Annotated in this window: 19 protein-coding genes; 11 read left to right on the forward strand and 8 right to left on the reverse strand. The window is 71.8% G+C overall.

The window, feature by feature from the left end; all coding sequences use genetic code 11:
- Positions 1–10: 10 nt before the first annotated feature.
- Positions 11–778, reverse strand: a complete 768-nt coding sequence (locus CP975_RS03360) for a 1-acyl-sn-glycerol-3-phosphate acyltransferase (RefSeq protein ID WP_055535944.1) — start codon at positions 776–778, stop codon at positions 11–13.
- A gap of 110 nt (positions 779–888) precedes the next feature.
- Here CP975_RS03360 and CP975_RS03365 point away from each other — a divergent pair, with 110 nt between their 5' ends.
- The 3 genes from CP975_RS03365 (at position 889) to CP975_RS03375 (ending at position 3,267) form a co-directional block, all read left to right on the forward strand.
- Positions 889–1,188, forward strand: coding sequence for an acyl carrier protein (locus CP975_RS03365; RefSeq protein WP_055535943.1), 300 nt, complete (start codon positions 889–891; stop codon positions 1,186–1,188).
- On the forward strand, positions 1,185–2,384 hold the full coding sequence (locus CP975_RS03370; protein WP_055535942.1) for a beta-ketoacyl-[acyl-carrier-protein] synthase family protein: 1,200 nt from the start codon (positions 1,185–1,187) through the stop codon (positions 2,382–2,384). Before CP975_RS03365 ends, CP975_RS03370 begins: the two co-directional genes overlap by 4 nt.
- 130 nt (positions 2,385–2,514) lie before the next feature.
- Positions 2,515–3,267 (forward strand): TioE family transcriptional regulator, encoded by a 753-nt coding sequence (locus tag CP975_RS03375; protein WP_055535941.1) that lies wholly within the window; start codon positions 2,515–2,517, stop codon positions 3,265–3,267.
- Between the two features lie 379 nt (positions 3,268–3,646).
- Here the strand turns inward: CP975_RS03375 and CP975_RS03380 are convergent, their stop codons facing one another.
- Together CP975_RS03380 and CP975_RS03385 are read right to left on the reverse strand one after the other, a co-directional pair.
- Positions 3,647–4,357, reverse strand: coding sequence for an NADPH-dependent F420 reductase (locus CP975_RS03380; RefSeq protein WP_055535940.1), 711 nt, complete (start codon positions 4,355–4,357; stop codon positions 3,647–3,649).
- 141 nt (positions 4,358–4,498) lie between these two features.
- A complete protein-coding gene (locus CP975_RS03385) occupies positions 4,499–5,410 on the reverse strand; it encodes a LysR family transcriptional regulator (RefSeq protein ID WP_055535939.1) in 912 nt (303 codons plus the stop codon).
- Between the two features lie 195 nt (positions 5,411–5,605).
- Here CP975_RS03385 and CP975_RS03390 point away from each other — a divergent pair, with 195 nt between their 5' ends.
- From CP975_RS03390 to CP975_RS03415, 6 genes are all read left to right on the forward strand, one after another.
- On the forward strand, positions 5,606–6,886 hold the full coding sequence (locus tag CP975_RS03390; protein WP_055535938.1) for a cytochrome ubiquinol oxidase subunit I: 1,281 nt from the start codon (positions 5,606–5,608) through the stop codon (positions 6,884–6,886).
- Between the two features lie 36 nt (positions 6,887–6,922).
- A complete protein-coding gene (gene cydB, locus CP975_RS03395; RefSeq protein ID WP_055535937.1) occupies positions 6,923–7,954 on the forward strand; it encodes a cytochrome d ubiquinol oxidase subunit II in 1,032 nt (343 codons plus the stop codon).
- A 59-nt stretch (positions 7,955–8,013) separates the two neighbouring features.
- Positions 8,014–9,729: a thiol reductant ABC exporter subunit CydD gene (gene cydD, locus CP975_RS03400; protein WP_055535936.1), complete on the forward strand. Its 1,716-nt coding sequence runs from the start codon at positions 8,014–8,016 to the stop codon at positions 9,727–9,729.
- The gene (gene cydC / locus CP975_RS03405; RefSeq protein ID WP_150476562.1) at positions 9,726–11,444 is read left to right on the forward strand and encodes a thiol reductant ABC exporter subunit CydC; all 1,719 of its coding nucleotides are present in this window, start codon (positions 9,726–9,728) and stop codon (positions 11,442–11,444) included. The genes cydD and cydC overlap by 4 nt, the downstream gene beginning before the upstream one ends.
- Positions 11,445–11,553: 109 nt before the next feature.
- Positions 11,554–12,753, forward strand: coding sequence for an aromatic ring-hydroxylating oxygenase subunit alpha (locus CP975_RS03410; RefSeq protein WP_055536094.1), 1,200 nt, complete (start codon positions 11,554–11,556; stop codon positions 12,751–12,753).
- An 88-nt stretch (positions 12,754–12,841) separates the two neighbouring features.
- Positions 12,842–13,339: a cytidine/deoxycytidylate deaminase family protein gene (locus tag CP975_RS03415; RefSeq protein WP_150476563.1), complete on the forward strand. Its 498-nt coding sequence runs from the start codon at positions 12,842–12,844 to the stop codon at positions 13,337–13,339.
- A 15-nt stretch (positions 13,340–13,354) separates the two neighbouring features.
- Here CP975_RS03415 and CP975_RS03420 read toward each other — a convergent pair whose 3' ends face one another.
- The 5 genes from CP975_RS03420 to CP975_RS03445 all read right to left on the reverse strand — a co-directional run bounded on the left by CP975_RS03420 (position 13,355) and on the right by CP975_RS03445 (position 18,011).
- A complete protein-coding gene (locus CP975_RS03420; RefSeq protein ID WP_055527294.1) occupies positions 13,355–13,888 on the reverse strand; it encodes a GNAT family N-acetyltransferase in 534 nt (177 codons plus the stop codon).
- Positions 13,889–13,978: 90 nt separating this feature from the next.
- A complete protein-coding gene (locus tag CP975_RS34940) occupies positions 13,979–14,254 on the reverse strand; it encodes a hypothetical protein (protein WP_055527295.1) in 276 nt (91 codons plus the stop codon).
- A 158-nt stretch (positions 14,255–14,412) separates the two neighbouring features.
- Positions 14,413–16,809, reverse strand: coding sequence for an ATP-binding cassette domain-containing protein (locus CP975_RS03435; protein ID WP_055527297.1), 2,397 nt, complete (start codon positions 16,807–16,809; stop codon positions 14,413–14,415).
- A 91-nt stretch (positions 16,810–16,900) separates the two neighbouring features.
- The gene (locus CP975_RS03440; RefSeq protein WP_055527301.1) at positions 16,901–17,413 is read right to left on the reverse strand and encodes a pyridoxamine 5'-phosphate oxidase family protein; all 513 of its coding nucleotides are present in this window, start codon (positions 17,411–17,413) and stop codon (positions 16,901–16,903) included.
- A 124-nt stretch (positions 17,414–17,537) separates the two neighbouring features.
- Positions 17,538–18,011, reverse strand: a complete 474-nt coding sequence (locus CP975_RS03445; protein WP_055527298.1) for a carboxymuconolactone decarboxylase family protein — start codon at positions 18,009–18,011, stop codon at positions 17,538–17,540.
- Positions 18,012–18,154: 143 nt separating this feature from the next.
- Between CP975_RS03445 and CP975_RS03450 the strand changes: the two genes are divergently transcribed.
- Complete coding sequence (locus CP975_RS03450) at positions 18,155–18,955, forward strand: inositol monophosphatase family protein (RefSeq protein ID WP_246201389.1); 801 nt, start codon at positions 18,155–18,157, stop codon at positions 18,953–18,955.
- Between the two features lie 379 nt (positions 18,956–19,334).
- Complete coding sequence (locus CP975_RS03455) at positions 19,335–19,901, forward strand: GNAT family N-acetyltransferase (RefSeq protein ID WP_246201390.1); 567 nt, start codon at positions 19,335–19,337, stop codon at positions 19,899–19,901.
- Positions 19,902–19,915 lie beyond the last annotated feature (14 nt).

Genomic DNA, 19,915 nt, shown 5'->3' on the forward strand with positions numbered 1-19,915 from the left:
GCCGGTGCCGTCACCAGAACGGGTTCGTCCGTCGGCGTACGTCCCGGTCGACCATGCCCTGCACGGTGATCCAGACCGCGTCGCACAACCGGCGCGTCGCGGCGGACCGTTCGGCGAAGGAATCGGGGGGCTCGTAGGCCTCGGATGCCTCGGGGGCCGCGGGGGCGGAAACCGGTTCGCCCACGGTGATGCGCCACTTCGCCGGGAGCGGCAGCAGCGTGGTGACGGGAAAATAGGGGAGGTCGAACCGGCGGGCCAGCGACGTGATGCTCCCGAGTTTCGGATACGTCTCCTCGGCGCCCACGATCGACACCGGAATGACCGGCGCACCGGTCCGCATCGCCGTGACCGCGAATCCGGGGCTGAAGGGTCGCAGCCGGTAGCGCTGTGAGAACGGCTTGGCGACCCCGTCGAGCCCCTCGGGGAACACCCCGACGAGGTGGCCGTCGGTCAGCCGGTCGCGGCCCAGTGTCGGATCGTCGGCGAAGACGCCGTGGTGTCGTGCGTACGAGGCCACCGCGGGCAGCCGGAAGACGACTTGGGAGGCGTAGAAGTAGACCGGGCGGGACAGCTCCCGGAGCAGCAGGTTGTGCAGGACGAGCGCGTCGAGACCGAACGCCCCGGAGTGATTGGCGATGAGCATGGCGGGCCCGCGCTCCGGGATGTTGTCCAGTCCCGACACCTCGACCCGGAGGTAGTCGTCGGCCAACCAGCCCAGCACGCCGCTCACCGCGTCGGTGGCGATCTCGTCGAGCGACCTGGGATTCGATTCCGCCATTAGTTCTCACTTTCTAATGAAAATGGACTACCGCAAGACTGAAGAAACCAATCAGGTGGTCCCTTTAACTAACGGCCCGATTCCGGGTTCATCCCTCAGGGAAGGCGCCCATGAATTCCTCCGCGACCCCCGCTGCACCCACGACGCCCGATACGCCCACGACCTCGGCCTCGACCGCGACCGTGACCGCGGACCTGATCGCCGACCTGCTTGTCGACCACTTCCAGGTCAGTACGGCGGCCATCAGAGCGGACGCCCCCATGACCGACCTGCTCGCCGACTCGCTGATGGTGGTGGAGATGGCCATCGCGCTCAAGGACCGGTTCGGCGTCGTCGCTACCGAGGATGAGCTGCGTGAACTCACCTTCGGCGAGTTCACCGCACGCGTCGACCAGCGACGTGCCGGGTGAGCCGGGGGCCCGACGTCACCGTGACGGGTCTCGGTCTGGTCACCGCGGCGGGCGACACGGAAGCCACCTGGGCCGCCGTCCGCGAGGGCCGCGCCACCGCCCGCCGGGATCCGGAGTTGCGGGACCTTCCGGTCTCCCTGAGCTGTCGCGCCGACCTCGCGGACACGGTACCGAGGAAGGGCCTCACCCCGCGGGCCGACCCCTGTGCGCGCATGGGCCTGACCGCCGTCGCGCAGGCGCTGGAGCGAGCCAAACTCGACCCCGGCGACTGGGATCCGGCCCGCGTGGCCGTCGTCACCGGCTGCTCTCTCGGCGGAATGCACTCCGCGCGGACCGCCGCCGCGAGGTTCGCCGCCGACGGCCCGACGAGCGTCTCGCCCTACTTCCTGACCGGCTATCTGATCAACATGGTGTCCGCAACCATCGCCCTGCAGCTGGGCGTACGGGGACCGGTCCTGAACGTCGCGACCGCGTGCGCGTCCGGGGCCACCGCCCTCGGCACGGCCCGTGACCTCCTCACCGCGGACAAGTGCGACATCGCCCTCGTGTGCGGCGCCGACGCCGCGGTGACGCCGGCCATCGTGACCGGTTTCGCCCAACTGGGCGCGCTGTCCGACCAGGGGTCTCGCCCGTTCGACACCGCCCGCGACGGATTCGTCATCGCCGAGGGCGCGGGGGCCCTGATCCTGGAGCGGCCCGAGCACGCCGCCGCCCGCTCGGCGCCGCACCTGGCGCGGCTCATCGGTTACGGGGCCACGACCGACGCCCATCACCTGGTGGCTCCGCACCCCGAGGGGCGGGAGGCCGAACGGGCTCTGCGGACCGCGCTCGCGGAGGCCGGTATCGGCCTCGGGGAGGTCGGCCACGTCAACGCGCACGGCACGTCGACCCCGCGGGGCGACGCGGTCGAAGCGGGCGTGCTGGCCCGGGTCTTCCCGCACCGTCCGCCCGTCACCTCCGCCAAGGGCACCCTCGGCCACACCCTGGGCGCGGCGGGCGCCATCGAGGCGGCCCTGACCGTGCTCGCCCTGCGCGAGGACATCGTCCCGCCTGTCGCGGGACTGAGAGAGCCCGACCCGGCGTTCGCCATCGACCTCGTCACGGCATCGTCCCGCCAGCAGGAGACGAGCGTCGCCGTCAGCAACTCCTTCGGGTTCGGGGGACACAACGCGGTCGTGGTCCTGGCGAAGGCGTGACACGGGCACTCGCCGAGGCCGTCCGGCGTGAACAGAGCGCCCGGGGTACGGGAATTCGAGCGCACACCTGCAAATTCAGTTGAAACTTTCCCTCATTTCACGGCGAGAAAAGAGGGTAAAGTCTCAATCCATGAGATACCTGCGCCCGGTCGACCTCGCCCGCGAGCACGGCATTTCCACCCAGGCGGTCCGCAACTACGAGCAGGACGGGTGCCTCCCCCCTGCCGACCGCACCGAGAGCGGCTACCGGGCCTACACCGCGACCCACGCGGCGGCGCTGCGCGCCTATCTGGCACTTCTGCCGGCGCACGGATACGCGGTGAGCGGCCAGGTCATGCGCGCGCTGAACACGGGGAACGCCGACGCGGCGCTGTCGGCCATCGACCGCGGCCACGCCCAGTTGCTGCGCGACCGGGAGACGCTCGACGCGGTCGAGGTGGCCCTGGAAGACCTCGCCCAATCCGCGGGTCTCGCGCCCCAACCTCCCACCGGCGCCAAGGAGTTCAGCATCGGGGAACTCGCCCACCGCCTCGGTGTCACCGCTGCGACCCTGCGCAACTGGGAGCAGGCGGGCATCCTCGTCCCGCGGCGCGAGCCCATCTCCGGGCGCCGCTCGTACGGCGCGGACGATCTGCGCGACGCGGAGCTGACGCTGCTGCTCCGGCGGGGCGGCTATCGGCTCGACCACATCTGCACCATCGTCGAACAGATCCGGACAGCGGGTGGTACGCAGGCCCTGCACGCCGCCCTCGGCGACTGGCGGAAGGCGCTCACCACCCGGGGTCTCGCCATGCTGAGCGCGTCGGTTCAGGTCGCTCGGTACGTCGAGTTGCTCGGCATCGACGCGCCCGGAGCCGCGCGCTCCGCGCCGCGGGCGCGCTAGAACGATCTCCGAAAGGCACGCCGAGACGCCAAGCCACCCGCGAAGCCCCTCCGCCTGCCCGCTCTTTCCCGGTTCATGACTCCGTGGAGGGAAGTTCAGGCACATGGACGGTTTCAGGGCCGCGGGGTTGCCTTCCCGCGGCACCGGCGCGAGCAGGCCTCGTTAATCGGCACATGGATGACGTGAACGGCGATTTCGCCGCGTTCGCACAAGGCCAACTGCTGACTGGGGCCTACTGGTTGGAGTCCTCGGTACACGCGGGTGACGCGTGCCTGCGGTGCACGGCGCAAGAGCGTCCGGGACCGCGGGACGAGCCCCGTGACCAGGCCGGGAGAGCGGGGGCCGGGGCCGGCGCCGGGGCCCGGTGAACGCCTAGCCCCTATCGGACGACCTTGACGCCGAAACGGGTGCCGAACCCGAGGGCGAATCCGATCGCGGAATGCATGTGGGCGTACATCTCCATTCCGCGGGCCGAGACCAGCGGGCCGAGGTCCAGGACGTCGTCCCAGCCGTAGGCGGTCAGCAGGTCGGTCGCGGCCTGTTTGGCGTCGGCGTGGTCACCCGCGATGAACATGGTGTGGTCGCCGCCGCCGACGGCCTTCGGGTCGACGACGGTCTCCTGCTCCTGGGTGACGAAACCCTTGACGACCTTGCTGGCCGGAAGGGCACGCTGGATCTGTTCGGCGAGGCTGTCGCTGTCGCACGGGTCGAGTGTCGGCATCGTGCCCCAGGGGGTGGGCCAGGGGTGTTCGATGTCGGGGTTGTAGAGGAAGGGCACGGCGTAGTCGATGAGCGTCTTGCCGGCCAGCTGGTCGGCCGCGCCGGACAGGGCGGCGACGGCGTTGTGACCGTCGATGCCGTTGATCACCAGGTCGCCTTGCCCGGCGGCGTCGGCGAACGTGTGCAGTTCGATGCCGGGCCGGTCGGCGAGCCAGGAGCCGAACGGCGCCGTGCCCATCATGTCGGACTCCGTACGGGCCAGGGTGGCCCGCGGGTCGCGCGTGCCGACATGAACCTCATGACCCAGTTCGGCCAGCCGGGCGATGTGGGCCCGGGCGCCGCCGCCGGTACCGAGGACAGTGATCTTCATGGAAACCTCCTGATGTGCGCCCGGGGGCGGCACTGAATTTCTCACATTAGGTGCAATATGTGACATTTGCCGCCCCAAGCTTCTTGGGTTACGCCCACTGGCTGGTCAGGAGGTGAGCTGCGGTTCCCTGGGCTGCTGATCTCACTCGCGATCCGGTTCGGGGAGGTGGTGGGTCACGAAGGGCCTCCCTGTGGTGAACTCCCTGAACTTCAGGGCCGCTTCAGAGAGATGGGTGTCGCGGTTCCATACGAGGGTGAGCACGCGGAGGCAGTCGGGCGCGGCCACCCGCACCCAGGCCACGGGGACCCGCGAGTGCGAGCCGACCTTGCGGGACACCGCCGGGATCAGGCCGATGCCGAGACCGGCGCTGATCATGTCCTGGCTGGCGGCCGGTTCGTCGCCCTCGCAGGAGACCAGGGGTGTGAGGCCTTCGGACGCGAACAGCCGGTCGAGCAGGGCGCGTTGCCAATGGCCTACGCGCGTGGTGACGAAGGGCTCGTCGGCGATCTCCCGGATCGTCACGCTCTCCCGCCCGTCGAGCCGGTGCCCGCGCGGCACCGCGAGCAGCACCTCCTCACGGTCCAGCTCGACCGCCTCGAAATTGGCCCCGCTCAACGGCTGTGACGCCACACAGAAGTCGACCTCCCTCGCGCGCAGTTGACGGTCCATCTCCTGCACGTTCGACTGGAAGAGCCGCACGTCGGCGCGGGGGTGGGCGGTCCGGAAACTGCCGAGGAGCGGCGTGATCGTCAGCAGGGTCTCGGAGGCGACGCTGACCCTGCCGAGACCCGTGTCCCGGGCTTCACGCACAGCCCTGCGCCCGTCGTCCAGCTCGCTCAGGGCGCGGTCGACATGGCGCAGGAAGATCACGCCGTACTGGTTGAGCCGGATGCGGCGGCCCTGCCGGTCGAAGAGCGCGGCGCCCAGATCGGCCTCCAGGCGCGCGATGGCGCGGCTCAGCGAGGGCTGGGCGACCCGCAGTTCCTCGGCGGCGCGACTGATGTGTTCGTAACGGGCCACCGTCTGGAAGTAGCGCAACTGCAAAAGATCCACCCGAACCACCTTCACCCATGCCTGTCGGCTTCACTCACGCCTTCCGGCATCGCTTATGCCTTCTGCGTCATCTGCACATGACGAAACCGGTCTTGGAACGCATAAGCAATTCTCCCTACGGTCGTCTCAGCGGAGCCACCGCCCCCCACCACCATCTGTCTCCCCCGTCCGTCCCCCACAGAAGTAGGTCGCATCATGAGCACTGCGGACCTGGCCCGACTCCAGTTCGCGGCCACGACCGGCATCCACTGGCTGTTCGTGATCCTCACCATGGGGCTCGTCCCCCTCGTCGCGATCATGCACACCCGGGCCGCGTTCACCCGAGATCCCGTCACGAGAGCCGTCCGGGAGCGCATGACCCGCTTCTGGGGTCAGCTCTATGTCATCAACTACGCGGTCGGCATCGTCACCGGCCTCGTCATGGAGTTCCAGTTCGGGCTCAGCTGGAGCGGGCTGAGCAAGTTCGCGGGCAATGTCTTCGGCGCCCCGCTGGCTCTGGAAACCCTCATCGCGTTCTTCGCCGAGTCCACCTTCCTCGGCATGTGGATCTTCGGCTGGGGGCGTCTGCGCAAGGGCGTGCACGTCACGCTCATCTGGCTAGTCGCCCTGACCGCGTATGCCTCCGGGTACTGGATCATGGTCGCCAACGGCTTCATGCAGCACCCCGTCGGTTACGAAGTCCGGGGTGGCGAGGCCTACTTGACCGACTTCGGGGCGCTGCTCACGAACGACAGCGCGCTGGTCGCTCTCGGCCATATCGCGCTCGCCGCGCTGACGACGGGCGGCGTCTTCGTCGCCGGGGTCAGCGCGTGGCACTTCATCCGGGGCACCAAGGAGACCGAGCTGTTCCGCGGTTCGCTGCGGCTGGGGCTCTGGGTGAGCATGCTCGCCTCCTTCTTCGTGGTCGTCGTCGGCGAGATGCAGCGGCCCGTGATCGAGCGGACCCAGCCGATGAAGCACGCGGTCCTGGAGAACAGTGGCGTCGCGGAGGTACAGGCGCGACTCGTCGGGGAGTACGGGCCCGGCGACTACGTGCCCTGGCAGGACACGATCCGGATCTCGATGGACGTGATGACGGTCATCGGCAACACGGTGTCCACCATCACGCTCATCGCCGTCGCCCTGCTCTGGAAGGACTGGCTCATCCGCCGCCGCGTCCTCCTGTACATCCTGGTGGCGACGGTGCCCTTCCCCTTCGTCGCCGCCGTCGGCGGGTGGGTCGTCCGCGAGGTGGGGCGCCAACCCTGGCTCGTCCACGGCGAGTTGACGGTCGAGGACGCGGTCTCCCCGGTCGGCACGGCCGCGCTGGCCGTCTCGTGCGCCGCGTTCATCGCCATCTTCCTGGCGCTGGCGGTGACGAACTGGACGCTGATCACGCGCTTCGCCCTGCGCGGCCCCGACGCCACCCAGCTCGGCGCCACCGAACCGCTCCCCGGCGACTCGCCCGCCACACGCGCAGAAGTAGCGGCGTACTGAGATGAACTCCCACGGCCCCATGGAAAGTTGGACGAAATGAGTCTGGAGACCCTCTGGCTGGCCCTCCTCGGCCTGCTTCTCGCCGGGTACTTCGTGCTCGGCGGCTACGACTACGGCGTACAGATGCTTCACCCCCTCCTCGGCGACGGGGAAGGCCGCGGTCCCGAGGCCGAGGAGTCGGGCCGCAACGCCGCCCTGGACGCCATCGCGCCGTTCTTCCTGGGCAACGAGGTCTGGCTGGTCGCCTTCACCGGTGTCCTCTTCGGGGCCTTCCCGCATCTGGAGGGCAGCCTGCTGTCCGGCATGTATCCGCTGGTCGTGGCGATCCTCGTCGGCCTGGTCCTCGGCAACGCCGCCGTACAACTGCGCGGCCGTGCCCACAGCGCCCTCGGCCGCCGGTGGTGGGACGCCCTGATCGTGTTCGGCGGGGCGCTGCCCGCCGTGTGCTGGGGGCTCTTCCTGGGACTGCTGCTCCACGGCGTGCCCCGCCGGGCCGACGGGAGCTTCCACATCGGGGCCGACGACGTGCTCACGCCGTTCGTGCTCGCCTGCGGACTGACCACCGCGCTGCTCTTCGCGGCACACGGGGCGGCCTTCGTCAGCCTGCGCTCCGCCCCTCACATCGCCTTCAGGGCAAGGAACTTGGGGGCCGCGCTGGTGCGGGCGGCCGCGGCCGTGGGCTGCCTGCCGCTGCTGCTCACGCTCTTCGGCGCCGGCGCCTCGATGACCAACCGCGCGACCTCGGCGGCCCTCGCCGCCCTGTTCGCGGCGGCGCTCGCCTGCGCCTGGTGTTCCCTCACGCGGGGGCACCGCGTCCGGGCGTTCGCGGCGACCTGCTGCGCGACCGTACTGCCCGTGCCGCTCGTAGGGGCCGGTCACTACCCCTACGTCCTGGTCGACGCGGCCGGGGGCGGGATGACGATCGGGCACGCGGTCACGGACGGCGTCACGCTGAGGATCCTCACCGCGTTCGGGGTCGTGCTGATCCCGGTGATCCTCGCGTACCAGTCGTGGAGCTGGTGGGCCTTCCGCGGGCGGACGGGCCGCCGTCACCCCAGCTACTTCTGACCGGCCACCGCTCCTGAGCGACCGCCACCGAACCCCACCCGCGACGAGAGGCACCCACGATGAAGCCGGTCGAACGCCGACTGCTGCGTGAACTCCCCGTGCTGCGCCGCCATATGACGTGCTCCGTGACGCTGGCTCTCCTCGGCGCCGGGCTCGTCATCGCCCAGGCGGGCCTGCTGGCCGCGGTCCTCGCGGACGGCTTCGCCGGGCACGGGTCACCCACCGTGCCGCTCGCCGCGCTGGGTACCGTCATGGCGCTGCGCGCGCTGCTGACCTGGGCGCACGGAGGGCTCGCGCAGCGCGCCGCGGCCGACGCCAAGCACGCGCTGCGGGACCGGATCACCGGCCGGCTGCGGCACACCGGTCCGCTGCGGCTCGCGGCCCGCCGCCACGGCGAGACCGCCACGCTGCTCACCCGCGGCCTCGACGCCCTGGACCCGTACGTCATCGGCTACCTGCCCACGATGACGGCCACCGCCGTGGTGCCCCTCACGGTCGTCGCCTGGCTGGCGTGGACCGACTGGACGTCGGCCCTCATCGTCGCCGTGACGCTGCCGTTGATACCGGTGTTCGGTGCGCTCGTCGGCATGCACACAGCGCGGCGCACCGCCCGGCAGTGGGCGCTGCTCTCGCGCCTCGGCGGGCACTTCCTCGACGTGGTGGCGGGGCTGCCGACACTGCGCGCGTTCGGCCGCGAGCGGCACCAGGCCCGGGTGGTCGGCGAGATGGCGGACGCCCATCGGCGTGCCGCCATGCGGACGTTGCGCGTGGCGTTCCTCTCCTCCTTCGTCCTGGAGACGGTCGCCACCCTCTCCGTGGCGCTGGTGGCCGTCCCGGTCGGACTGCGGCTGCTCGGGGGCGAGTTGGAGCTTCGTACGGCACTGACCGTGCTGTTCCTGGCCCCCGAGGCGTATCTGCCACTGCGCGCCGCGGGCGCCGCCTTCCACGACAGCGCCGAGGGCGTCGCGGTGGCCGAGCGGGTTTTCGCCATCCTCGACGAGCCCGGTGACCGCGTCGACGACGGCGACGACGACGCTCGAAGCGCCCACCGGGATGCGCGCCCGCCGCGCTCCACCGGCCGGCCGCACCTGTCCCTCGACGAGGTCACCGTCCGGTACGCCGGTCGCGCCGCGCCCGCCCTCCACAACGTCTCCCTCGCTGTACGCCCCGGCGAGCACGTGGCCCTGGTCGGACCGAGCGGGGCGGGCAAGTCCACCCTGCTGGCGCTGCTCCTCGGCTTCGTGCCCCCCGGGGAGGGCCGGGTCACGGTCGGCGGCACGGACCTCGCGGACCTCGACGCCGACGCGTGGCGCGCCCAGGTGGCGTGGGTACCGCAACGCCCCCATCTGTTCGCGGCGTCCGTCGCGGACAACATCCGTCTCGGGCGCCCCGACGCGGGCGACGACGAGGTGCGGGAGGCGGCGCGGGCGGCCTTCGCCGACCACTTCGTCGAGGCGCTGCCGCAGGCGTACGACACGGTGCTCGGAGAGCGTGGCGCGGGGCTCTCCGCGGGCCAGCGCCAACGGATCGCGCTGGCCCGCGCGTTCCTCAAGGACGCCCCTGTGCTGCTGCTCGACGAACCGACCGCCCACCTCGACCCCGGCAGCGAGGCCGCCGTCACGCGTGCCACGGTCGCCCTGATGCGGGGCAGGACCTCGCTCGTGGTCGCTCACCGGACGAGCCTGTTGCCCCACGCCGACCGGGTCGTCACCGTACGCGCGGGTCGCCTCACCGCCCCCCAACCACCGCTCGTAGAAGGGCTGGTGGCCTCATGACGCCGCTCACGGCCACGGCAGCCGCCCCCCGGCACACCCCCCGCCCCACCCTCCGGCTCCTTCGCCGTCTCCTGCCGTACTGGCGCAGGCTGCTGCCCGCCGCGCTCGCCGCGGCGGGCAGTGAACTCGCCGCCGCCGCGCTGACGGCGACCGCCGCCTGGCTGATCACCCGCGCCGCACAGCAGCCGCCGCTCGCGTCCGTGAGCCTCGCGATCGTCGCCGTACGCGCGCTGGCCCTGGGCCGGGGCGCGCTGCGCTACACCGACCGGCTCCTCGGCCACGACAGCGTCCTGCGGGCCGTCGCGGGCTTCCGCACCCGGGTGTACGAAGCGCTGGTACCCCTCACCCCGGCGGGCACGCCCGCCTTCCGCGGCGGCGACCTGCTGACCCGGCTCGTCGATGACGTCGACGCCGCGCAGGACCTGTTGCTCCGGGTGCTCATCCCGGCCACGGCCGCCTGCGTGGTGGCCGTGGCCGCCACCGGGACGGCCGCGGTGCTGCTGCCCCCGGCGGGCTTACCGCTCGGTCTGCTGCTGGCCGTGGCGGGACTCCTCGTACCCGCCCTGGTGCTCGCGCTGTCCCGCCGCGCGGGCCACGCGGAGAAGGCCGCGCGCGGCGAACTGGCCGTTCTCACACTGGACTTGACCGAGGGCGCGGCGGACCTCGCCGCGTACGGCGCACGGGACCGGGCCCACGCGCGCGTCCGCCACGCCTGTGCCCGGATCGCCGCGCTGGAGCGCCGCAAGGCACTGACCACGTCACTCGCCTCGGCCGCGGTGTTGCTGCTCCAGGGCGGGGCGACGGTCGGTGTCGCCTGGTACGCGCTGCGCGCGCACGCGGACGGTGCGCTGCCCGCCGCGCACCTGACCGTCCTCGTGGTCCTCGCGCTGGTCTCCTTCGAGGCCCTCGCGCCGCTGCCCGCCGCAGCCCGCCGCCTGTCGGAGGTACGGGCCTCAGCGGGGAGGCTGGCGGTTCTCTTCGACACCCCGCCGCCCGTCGCCGACCCGCCCCGCCCTGCCCCGCTCCCCCTCGACGGCCCGCTCGGCGTCGACATCACCGACCTGCGGGTGCGCCACCGCCCCGGCGGGCCGCCGGCCCTGGACGGGGTGAGCCTACGGCTCCCGCCCGGCCGCCGGGTCGTGCTCCTCGGCGCGAGCGGCTCGGGGAAGTCGACGCTGATCGCGGCGCTGATGCGCTTCGTCCCGTACGAAGCGGGGAGCATCCGCGTCGGCGGGCGCGAGCTGCGCGAGGTCTCGGGAGCCGACGCCCGACGCGCGATCACCGGCATGACGCAGGACGCGCACGTCTTCCACGCGACGGTGCGCGCCAACCTCCTGCTGGCCCGCCCCGACGCCACGGACGCCGACCTGCGCGAAGCGGCCCGCAGGGCCCGGCTCCTGGAGTGGATCGAGTCACTGCCCGACGGCTGGGACACGCACCTCGGCGGGGACGGCTCCGCGATGTCGGGCGGCCAGCGCAGCCGCCTGCTGCTGGCCCGCGCGCTGCTCGCCGACCCGCCGGTGCTGGTGCTGGACGAACCCACCGAGGGGCTGGATCCGGAGACGGCGGCCGCCGTGCTCGCCGACATTCTCGACGCCACGCGCGGCCGCACCACGCTCCTGGCCACCCACGAGCGGGCGGGGCTCGCCGCCGCCGACCACGTCGTGACCCTGCCGGGCGGGCCCCACCCGGCCCCCCAGGTGATGTGCCAGTAATACGGCCGGTAATCCGAAGGATGTACCGGAATGTCGTTCCCGGCGGCGATTCGCCGCGGCGCACCGCCGCCCAGCCTGGAAGGAGATCCCGGACGAAGGCGGTGGCACCATGCTGCACGACACGCTTCACGCCCTGCTCACCGAGCTGGCGCGGATCTCCGCACTCCCCCTGGAGCGCGGCGAGACCCTGCCCGCCCGCGCCTACACCGACGAGGCATTCCACCGGCTCGAACACGACCGCGTCTTCCGCGGCGACTGGCTCTGCGTGGGCCACGTCGACCAGGTCGCCCGGCCGGGCGACTACCTGCGTACCGACGCGGCCGGTGAGCCGCTGGTCGTCACGCGCGACGAGGACGGGCACCTGCACGCGCTGTCCCGGGTGTGCAGGCATCGCTTCATGGACATCCTGCCGCCCGAGACGGCCCCCGAGCAGGGGTCCCTGGAGCGCCTCATGTGTCCGTACCACACCTGGACGTACCGGCTGAACGGCGAGTACGCCGGTCAGCTGGCCGGCGCCCCCATGATGAGCAAGGTCGACTTCGACCGCGCCGCGTGCCGCCTGCCCCGCTACCGCCTGGAGGTGTGGAACGGCCTGCTCATGGTCTGCGCCGCCCCCGAGGCGCCGCCACTCGCACCGCAGTTGACGGGGCTTGCCGAACGGCTCGCGCCGTACGGCCTCGCGGACCTGGTGGTCGCGTACACGGACCGGTGGGACGGGGTGCCCGCCAACTGGAAGGTGGCCTTCGAGAACGGCTCGGAGAACTACCACCACATGGGCACGCACGCCGGCACGCTCGATGTCCTCGTTCCCGGCAAGGACACCGTCGTCGACGAGAGCGACGGACGGTGGTTCAGCATGTACACCCCCTTCGCGGCCGACGCCGCCGACGCGGCGGGGGAGGACGGCGCGCCCATGGTCGGCACGCTCATCCCCGGGCTCGGCGCCCGGCAGCTGTCCGGCATGACGGTCGCGGGTGTCTTCCCGAACCTGGTGATGGCCCTGCTGCCCGACAGCGTCACGTTCGTGCGCTGGGTGCCGACAGGACCGGTCACGCACGATGCGCTCGTGACGGTGCTGGTACCCGCTCACGCCAAGCGGCAGCCCCTTTTCGAGGCGTACGTGGAGGCGTCGAGGCGCCAGTTCGAGGTGATCCAGAACGAGGATCTGGTCGCCGTGCGGGGCGTGCAGCGCGGCCTGGCCACCGACCCCGCCCCGTCGGGCGGGCGCTTCTCCCATCTGGAGCGCCCTCTGTGGCAGTTCCAGCGGTATCTGGCGGGCCGCCTGACGGGAGCCGGGAGCGCGGCCTGAGCCGTGCCGGGCCGCCCACGGCGGGTACGGCTTCCCACAGCGCCTGCGTGGTACTCCTCCGGTACGCCAACAAGGAGGCCAGCACCGTATGAACGACGACGTGAACGAGGACCGTACCCCCACAGCCTGCGGCCGGCCCGGACCCGGCGACCAGCCCACCGTCGCCGACCGGGCCTGGCTGGCCATCGCCTGCCGGCTCGCCACCCAGTGCCCGCCCTCGGACAGCGCGTTCAGCGTGGGGGCGGTCGTCGTCGCCGACGACGGCACAGAGCTGGCCCGCGCCCACTCCCGCGAGCGGGACACGGACGCCCACGCCGAGGAGAGCGTCCTCGCCAAGGTCGACGCCGGCGATCCGCGGCTGTCCGACGCGACGCTGTACAGCTCGCTCGGGCCGTGCGCGGAACCCTCCTCGCGGCCCCGGCCCCGGCCCCTGCCCCGCACCCGGCTGATCGGCGAATCCGGGCTCCGCCGTGTGGTCACCGCCTGCGCGTGGGGCGCGGAGTCCCTGGAGGCCGCGGGCGTCACCGTCCTCGAACTGCCCGAGTACGCCGACGCGGCGAAGGCGCCCAACGCCCACCTGCTGTAGGCGGGCCGCGCCGCGTCAGGCCTGGTACTCGGTGAGGTCGATGCCGTGGACACGCAGCGCGTGGCCGGACACCGGGTGCGTCGTCTCGCGCTCCAGTGCCATGCCGAGCTTGCGGACGACGTTCTCGGAGGCCTGGTCCTCCGCCCGGTGGATGGCGACGACCCGTTCGAGGCCGCGGTCCTGGAGGGCGAACTCCAATGTGGCCTGGGCGGCTTCGGAGGCGTACCCCTGGCCCCAGAACTGCGCGCCGAGCCGCCAGCCGATGGCCGCGTCGGACGCCGCTTCCGGCAGGAACTCGGGGACGAAGAGACCCGTGAAGCCGGCCAGCTCGCCCGAGGCGAGGAGTTCGACGGCGAAGAGGCCGAAACCCTCGTCGTCCCACTCCTCCTCCCACCGCTCGATCTCCTCCGCCGTCTGTTCGAGGTCGCGGACGCGGCCGTCGTCGACGAGGCGCATGACCCGCGGGTCCGCGTTGATCTCCGCCATGGGCGCGAGGTCGCCGTCGTGCCAGCGGCGGAGGAGGAGGCGGGGGGTGCGGATCTCGGTCATGGCCCCATCCTGCCCAAGGGGAGAGCTTCACCGGTAATCGGCGCCGGGCCGGGCCGCGCGCCTTGTGAAGGGGATCACAGGTGCCGGGTGTCACGGTCCGGGCGTGCGACGTGTCTCGATGAACACCCGAGAGCCGATCCGCACCACCCGCGCCGCGGGCATGCCGTCGCAGATGATGTGCTCGACGGGCCACGCCGAGGGCGAACCGGGCGACGTCGTCGCGGCCGACGACCGGGCGGCGGAGTCCGGTTCGAACCGGCGTCGCTGTTCCTCGCGGACGGTCAGCCGGAGTGGCTGCTCGCCTTCGAGATCCGCGACGGGCGGATCACCGGCCTGTACGGCATCCGCAACCCCGACAAGCCGCACCGTGCCGACACCTCTGGCTGATCGGCCGGCTCCGGGAGCGCAGCACCCGCTACGACCCGCCGTACGCCACCGAGTACGTCGTCGACCGCAGCCTGCCGCCGTCCAGGCACGAGATCGGCCGTATGACGTTCACCGAGGTCGACGGCGGCACGCGGGTGTCACCTCCCGACGTACGCCGCGAGGTGCTCCCCGGTGACGGTGGAGCGCGCGGCCACCAGCTGCTCGGGGGTGCCCTCGAAGACGATTCTGCCGCCGTCGTGGCCGGCGCCGGGGCCGAGGTCGATGATCCAGTCGGCGTGCGCCATAACGGCCTGGTGGTGCTCCACGACGATGACCGACTTCCCGGAGTCGACGAGCCGGTCCAGCAGGCCGAGCAACTGCTCGACGTCGGCGAGGTGCAGTCCGGTGGTCGGCTCGTCGAGGATGTAGACGCCGCCCTTGTCGCCCATGTGCGTGGCCAGCTTGAGCCGCTGTCGCTCGCCGCCGGAGAGCGTGGTCAGCGGCTGGCCGATGGTGAGGTAGCCGAGCCCGACGTCGACGAGCCGCTCCAGGATCTTGTGGGCGGCCGGGGTGTGCGCCTCCCCGGAGCCGAAGAACTCCTCGGCCTCGGCCACCGGCATCGCGAGCACCTCGCTGATGTCGCGGCCGCCGAGGCGGTAGTCGAGCACCGACGCGTCGAACCGCTTGCCCTCGCAGTCCTCGCAGGTCGTGGAGACACCGGCCATCATCCCGAGGTCGGTGTAGATGACGCCCGCGCCGTTGCAAGTGGGGCAGGCGCCCTCGGAGTTGGCGCTGAACAGCGCCGGCTTGACGCCGTTGGCCTTGGCGAACGCCTTGCGGATGGGGTCGAGCAGCCCGGTGTACGTCGCGGGGTTGCTGCGCCGCGAGCCCTTGATCGGGCTCTGGTCGACCGAGATCACCCCCGCGTCGGTGGGAACCGACCCGTGCACGAGCGAGCTCTTGCCGGAACCGGCCACCCCGGTGATGACGGTGAGCACCCCGAGCGGGATGTCGACGTCGACCTTCCGCAGGTTGTTCGCCGTCGCGCCGCGGATCTCCAGCGCGCCCGTGGACTTCCGTACGGTCTCCTTGACCGCGGCCCGGTCGTCGAGGTGCCGGCCGGTGATCGTGCCGGAGGCCCGCAGCCCCTCCAGGGGGCCCTCGAAGCAGACGGTGCCGCCGGCCTGTCCCGCGCCGGGACCGAGGTCCACGACGTGGTCGGCGATCGCGATCATCTCCGGCTTGTGTTCCACGACGAGGACCGTGTTGCCCTTGTCGCGCAGGCGCAGCAGCAGGTCGTTCATGCGCTGGATGTCGTGGGGGTGCAGGCCCGCGGTGGGCTCGTCGAAGACGTAGGTGACGTCGGTGAGCGAGGAGCCGAGGTGGCGGATCATCTTGACGCGCTGCGCCTCACCGCCCGACAGCGTGCCGGCGGGCCGGTCGAGGGCGAGGTAGCCGAGGCCGATCTCCACGAACGAGTCGAGGGTCTGCCGCAGCGAGGCGAGCAGCGGGGCCACCGACGCCTCTTCGAGGTCCCGCACCCACTCGGCCAGGTCCCTGATCTCCATCGCGCACAGGTCGGCGATGCTCTTCCGCTTGATCTTCGACGATCTGGCGCCCTCGCTGAGGCGGGTGCCGTCGCACTCCGGGCAGGTGGTGAAGGTGACCGCCCGTTCCACGAACGCCCGGATGTGCGGCTGGAGCGCCTCCTTGTCCTTGGAGAGGAACGACTTCTGGATCTTCGGGATCAGGCCCTCGTAGGTGAGGTTGATGCCGTTGACCTTGACCTTGACCGGCTCCCCGTAGAGGAAGGCCTGCATCTCCTTCTTGGTGTACTGCCGGATCGGCTTGTCCGGGTCGACGAAGCCGGACTGGGCGTAGGTCTGCACGGTCCACTGGCTGTCCGACTTCCAGCCGGGGATGGTGAACGCGCCCTCGGCGAGCGACTTGGAGTCGTCGTAGAGCTGGGTGAGGTCGATGTCGGAGACCGTGCCCCGGCCCTCGCAGCGCGTGCACATACCGCCGGTGCGCTGGTAGGTCGCCTTGACGGTCTTGGTCTTCGCGGAGCCGCGTTCGACGGTGATCCCGCCGCTCGCCCGGACCGAGGCGGTGTTGAAGGAGTACGCACTGGGCGGACCGATGTGCGGCTTGGCCAGGCGGCTGAAGAGGATGCGCAGCATCGCGTGGGCGTCGGTGGCGGTGCCGACCGTGGAGCGCGGGTCGGCGCCCATCCGGCTCTGGTCGACGGTGATGACCGTCGTCAGACCGTCGAGCACGTCGACGTCGGGCCGCGCCATGGTCGGCATGAAGCCCTGCACGAAGGCGCTGTAGGTTTCGTTGATCATCCGCTGCGACTCGGCGGCGATCGTGTTGAACACCAGCGAACTCTTGCCGGAACCGGACACCCCGGTGAACACCGTCAACCTGCGTTTGGGGATCTCGATGCTGATGTCCCTGAGGTTGTTCTCCCGTGCGCCGTGCACCCGGATCAGGTCGTGGCTGTCGGCGGCGTGCGACGCGGGCGACCGCGGGTCCGTCCTCTTGGCCTTGCTCATCGTGTCTCCATCGGTAGGGCAAAGGAGCCGCCTGCGCGGCCTCCGTCGTCGTCGCCCGGCGCGATCCGGCCGGTGCCGAGCGGCTGGGGCGTCAGGCCAGCCAGCGGCCGTCGCGCATCAGTTCGCGGCCGGACATCTCGTTCACCTCGCGCCAGGCCTGGACGCGGCGCGGGGTGACACGGAACCAGCGGTACTGGGGGCCCGACCGGCGCGGGTCGAAGCCGGTGCGCGCGGCGAACCGGTCGCCCCGCTCCCGCGGCAGCGCGTCCATCTCCAGGACCTCGACGTCGCCCTCGATCGTCGTCACGTCGCGGGTGCGGCCCAGCGCGAGCCGGGCGGTGCGGGTGGCGGTGAGGTTCCCGCCGGTGGGACTGTCCAGCGGCGTGGCCAGGAGCAGCGTCTCGCCGTCCCAGTCGAAGGAGAGCGGCACCAGATGAGGCGCGCCGCCGGGCGAGGCGCTGGCCACCCACACGTCGATGTCGTGGGTCAGCCGGTGCTCGGTGTCGTGACGGCGCTCGGCGCGGGGGCGCGGGCCGGCGGTCCTCGGCTCCCGGAGCACCGCGGGGGCGCTTCTGTCGGGGTCGGCTGCTTCGGGGTTGTCCATGGCGGTCACGCTAGCCGTGGCCCGGCGGCCACGCTTCTCCATTACTGATCTGTACGTGAAGAAGCCCCAGTGCCCGGCGGAAGCTACCGGGCACGGGGGCTGTTTCCTGGCCGAACGACCCGAACTACCCGAACTGGCCGACCTCGTAGTCGCCGGCGGGCTGCTGGACCATGACGTTCAGCCGGTTGAAGGCGTTGATGAGGGCGATCAGGGACACCAGTGCGGTGAGCTGCTCCTCGTCGTAGTGCTTGGCCGCGTCCGCCCAGACCTCGTCCGTGACACCACCGGCCGCGTCCGCGATGCGGGTGCCCTGTTCCGTCAGTTCCAGCGCGGCCCGCTCGGCGTCGGTGAAGACCTTGGCCTCGCGCCAGGCGGCGATCATGTTGAGGCGCAGCGGGGTCTCCCCCGCGGCGGCGGCCTCCTTGGTGTGCATGTCGAGGCAGAATCCGCAGCCGTTGATCTGGCTGGCGCGGATCTTCACGAGTTCCTGTGTCGAGGCCGGCAGCGTCGAGTCCGCGAGCGCCTTGCCCGCGGAGGTGAAGTGCTTGAGGGCCTTGCCCGCGATCGGGCTGGTGAAGAAGTTCAGGCGTGCGTCCATGGTGGGTGCTGCTCCTCTGCCGTTGTGGTGGCTACACCCCTTTGACGGACCGGCCGGCGGCGGATGTGACACCCCTCGATGTGACGTGCGTCTCCCCGCCTTGGGCCCGTCGGCCGCCCCCGCGCCTCGCTAGTCTGCGCACCGTGACCGACTCGATCATCGCCCGGGACAGCACCGACGACACCGAAGTCGCCATAGCCGCGGCCCGCGCGGGCGCGGACGTGGTGCGCGACCTCTACGGACGACGGCTCGCCCGCATCGACAAGGGAGCCGGAGACTTCGCCACCGCCGCCGACGTGGCGGCCGAGAAGGCGATCCTCGGCAGCCTCCGCGCCGCGCGGCCCGAGGACGGGGTGTTCGGTGAGGAGGGCGGGCAGCAGGGCGCGGCCGGTGCCGCGCGCCAATGGCGTGTCGACCCGCTGTGCGGCACGCTGAACTACGCCGCGGGCACCATGGTGGTGGCCGTGAACGTGGCGCTGAGGGGCGGCGCGGCGGCGGTGGCGGATCCGTTCAGCGGCGAGGTCTTCTGCACCGACGGCGAGACCGCGTGGGTCCGGGACGACGACGGTGACACGCGGCTGGCGCCCACGTCCGCCACGCGGTTGGTGGACGTCAACCTGGATCCGCCGTTCCCGAGCGCCCCGGGGTTCCGGGCGGTCGATCTGCTGGCCCGGCCGCGGTTCGCCGAGCACTTCCGCCCGCGGGTCGTCTCATCGACGCTGGCGCTGGCCTGGGTCGCGGCCGGTAAGCGTGCCGCGTACGTCACCGACGGCCAAGACCTGTCGGAGAGCGTCCACTTCGCCGCAGGCATCGCCCTGTGCCGGGCCGCTGGATGCGTGGTCACCGGAGTCGACGGCGCTCCGGTCGGCCCTGGGGTGCGGGGGCTGGTGGCGGCCGCGGACGCCGGGACGCATGAACTGTTGATGTCGGTGATCCGCGGCTGAGCGCGAGGGCTCGACCCGAGAAGCGTGCGGCCGCGTGAGCGGCCGGGGGCGCCGGCCGTCGCCACGCGCCTTTCGGCGGTCGCCAGGAGCGCGGTCGACCCTCAGGAGCACGGCCCTCCCCGCCCTCACGCGATGCCGCTCGGGGGCGGGCCGAAGCAATGGAGGGTCCTGTCAGGGGACGGCCTTTGAGGAACGCGTCCTGCCAGGCCTGTCCGACCCTGGCCCCTGAGATGGCGACGCGGCCCCTGAGATGGCGACGGCGGCGGCGTCACGGCTGAGGCCGGTGAAGTTCCGCCACACAGCGCTCTCTTGACGCATCATGACAGGTGAGCAGCCCGACCCCACGACCGCCACAGACCACACCGCCGAGGTGACACCCGTGAACGACGGATCCGCGCGGAGGGCCGCGCCCGGCCCCGACTCAGCGGCGGACTCGCCCCGCCTTCAAAAGACCATCACCTACCTGGAGATGACGGACCCGGGAGACCTTCGTCCCGCACCGGCCGCCCCCGGCCTCGGCCTGCGCCTCCTGGACCGTGACTCACCCCTGGTCCGGAGCGTCCAGGGGCAGGTCGGCGAGGCCCACGGCTGGAGCGCGGCCTCCCGCACCGAGGAGGAGTGGGACGCACACCAGGCGGCCCGGCCACTGCGCCAGTACTGGCTGATCACCTTCGAGGGCGAACCCGCCGGCGTCGCCTACCTCGAACCGCAGCCGGGCGGCGACGTGGAAGTCACCGCTTTCGGGCTGCTGCCCCCGTACGTGGGCAGAGGTCTCGGCGGCTTCGCGCTGACCCTCGCGCTGCGGCAGGCGTGGGCGACCGAGCCGGTCGGCGCGCGGAACGTGCGCCGGGTGTGGCTCCACACGTCCACCACCGACCACCCCCGCGCCCTCGGCAACTACCGGGCACGCGGCCTGCGTCCCTACCGGGTCGAAAGGGAGCAGTAGGAGCAGGTCCATGC

Origin of the sequence: Streptomyces alboniger, from assembly GCF_008704395.1 — a bacterium.
GTDB lineage: Bacteria > Actinomycetota > Actinomycetes > Streptomycetales > Streptomycetaceae > Streptomyces > Streptomyces alboniger.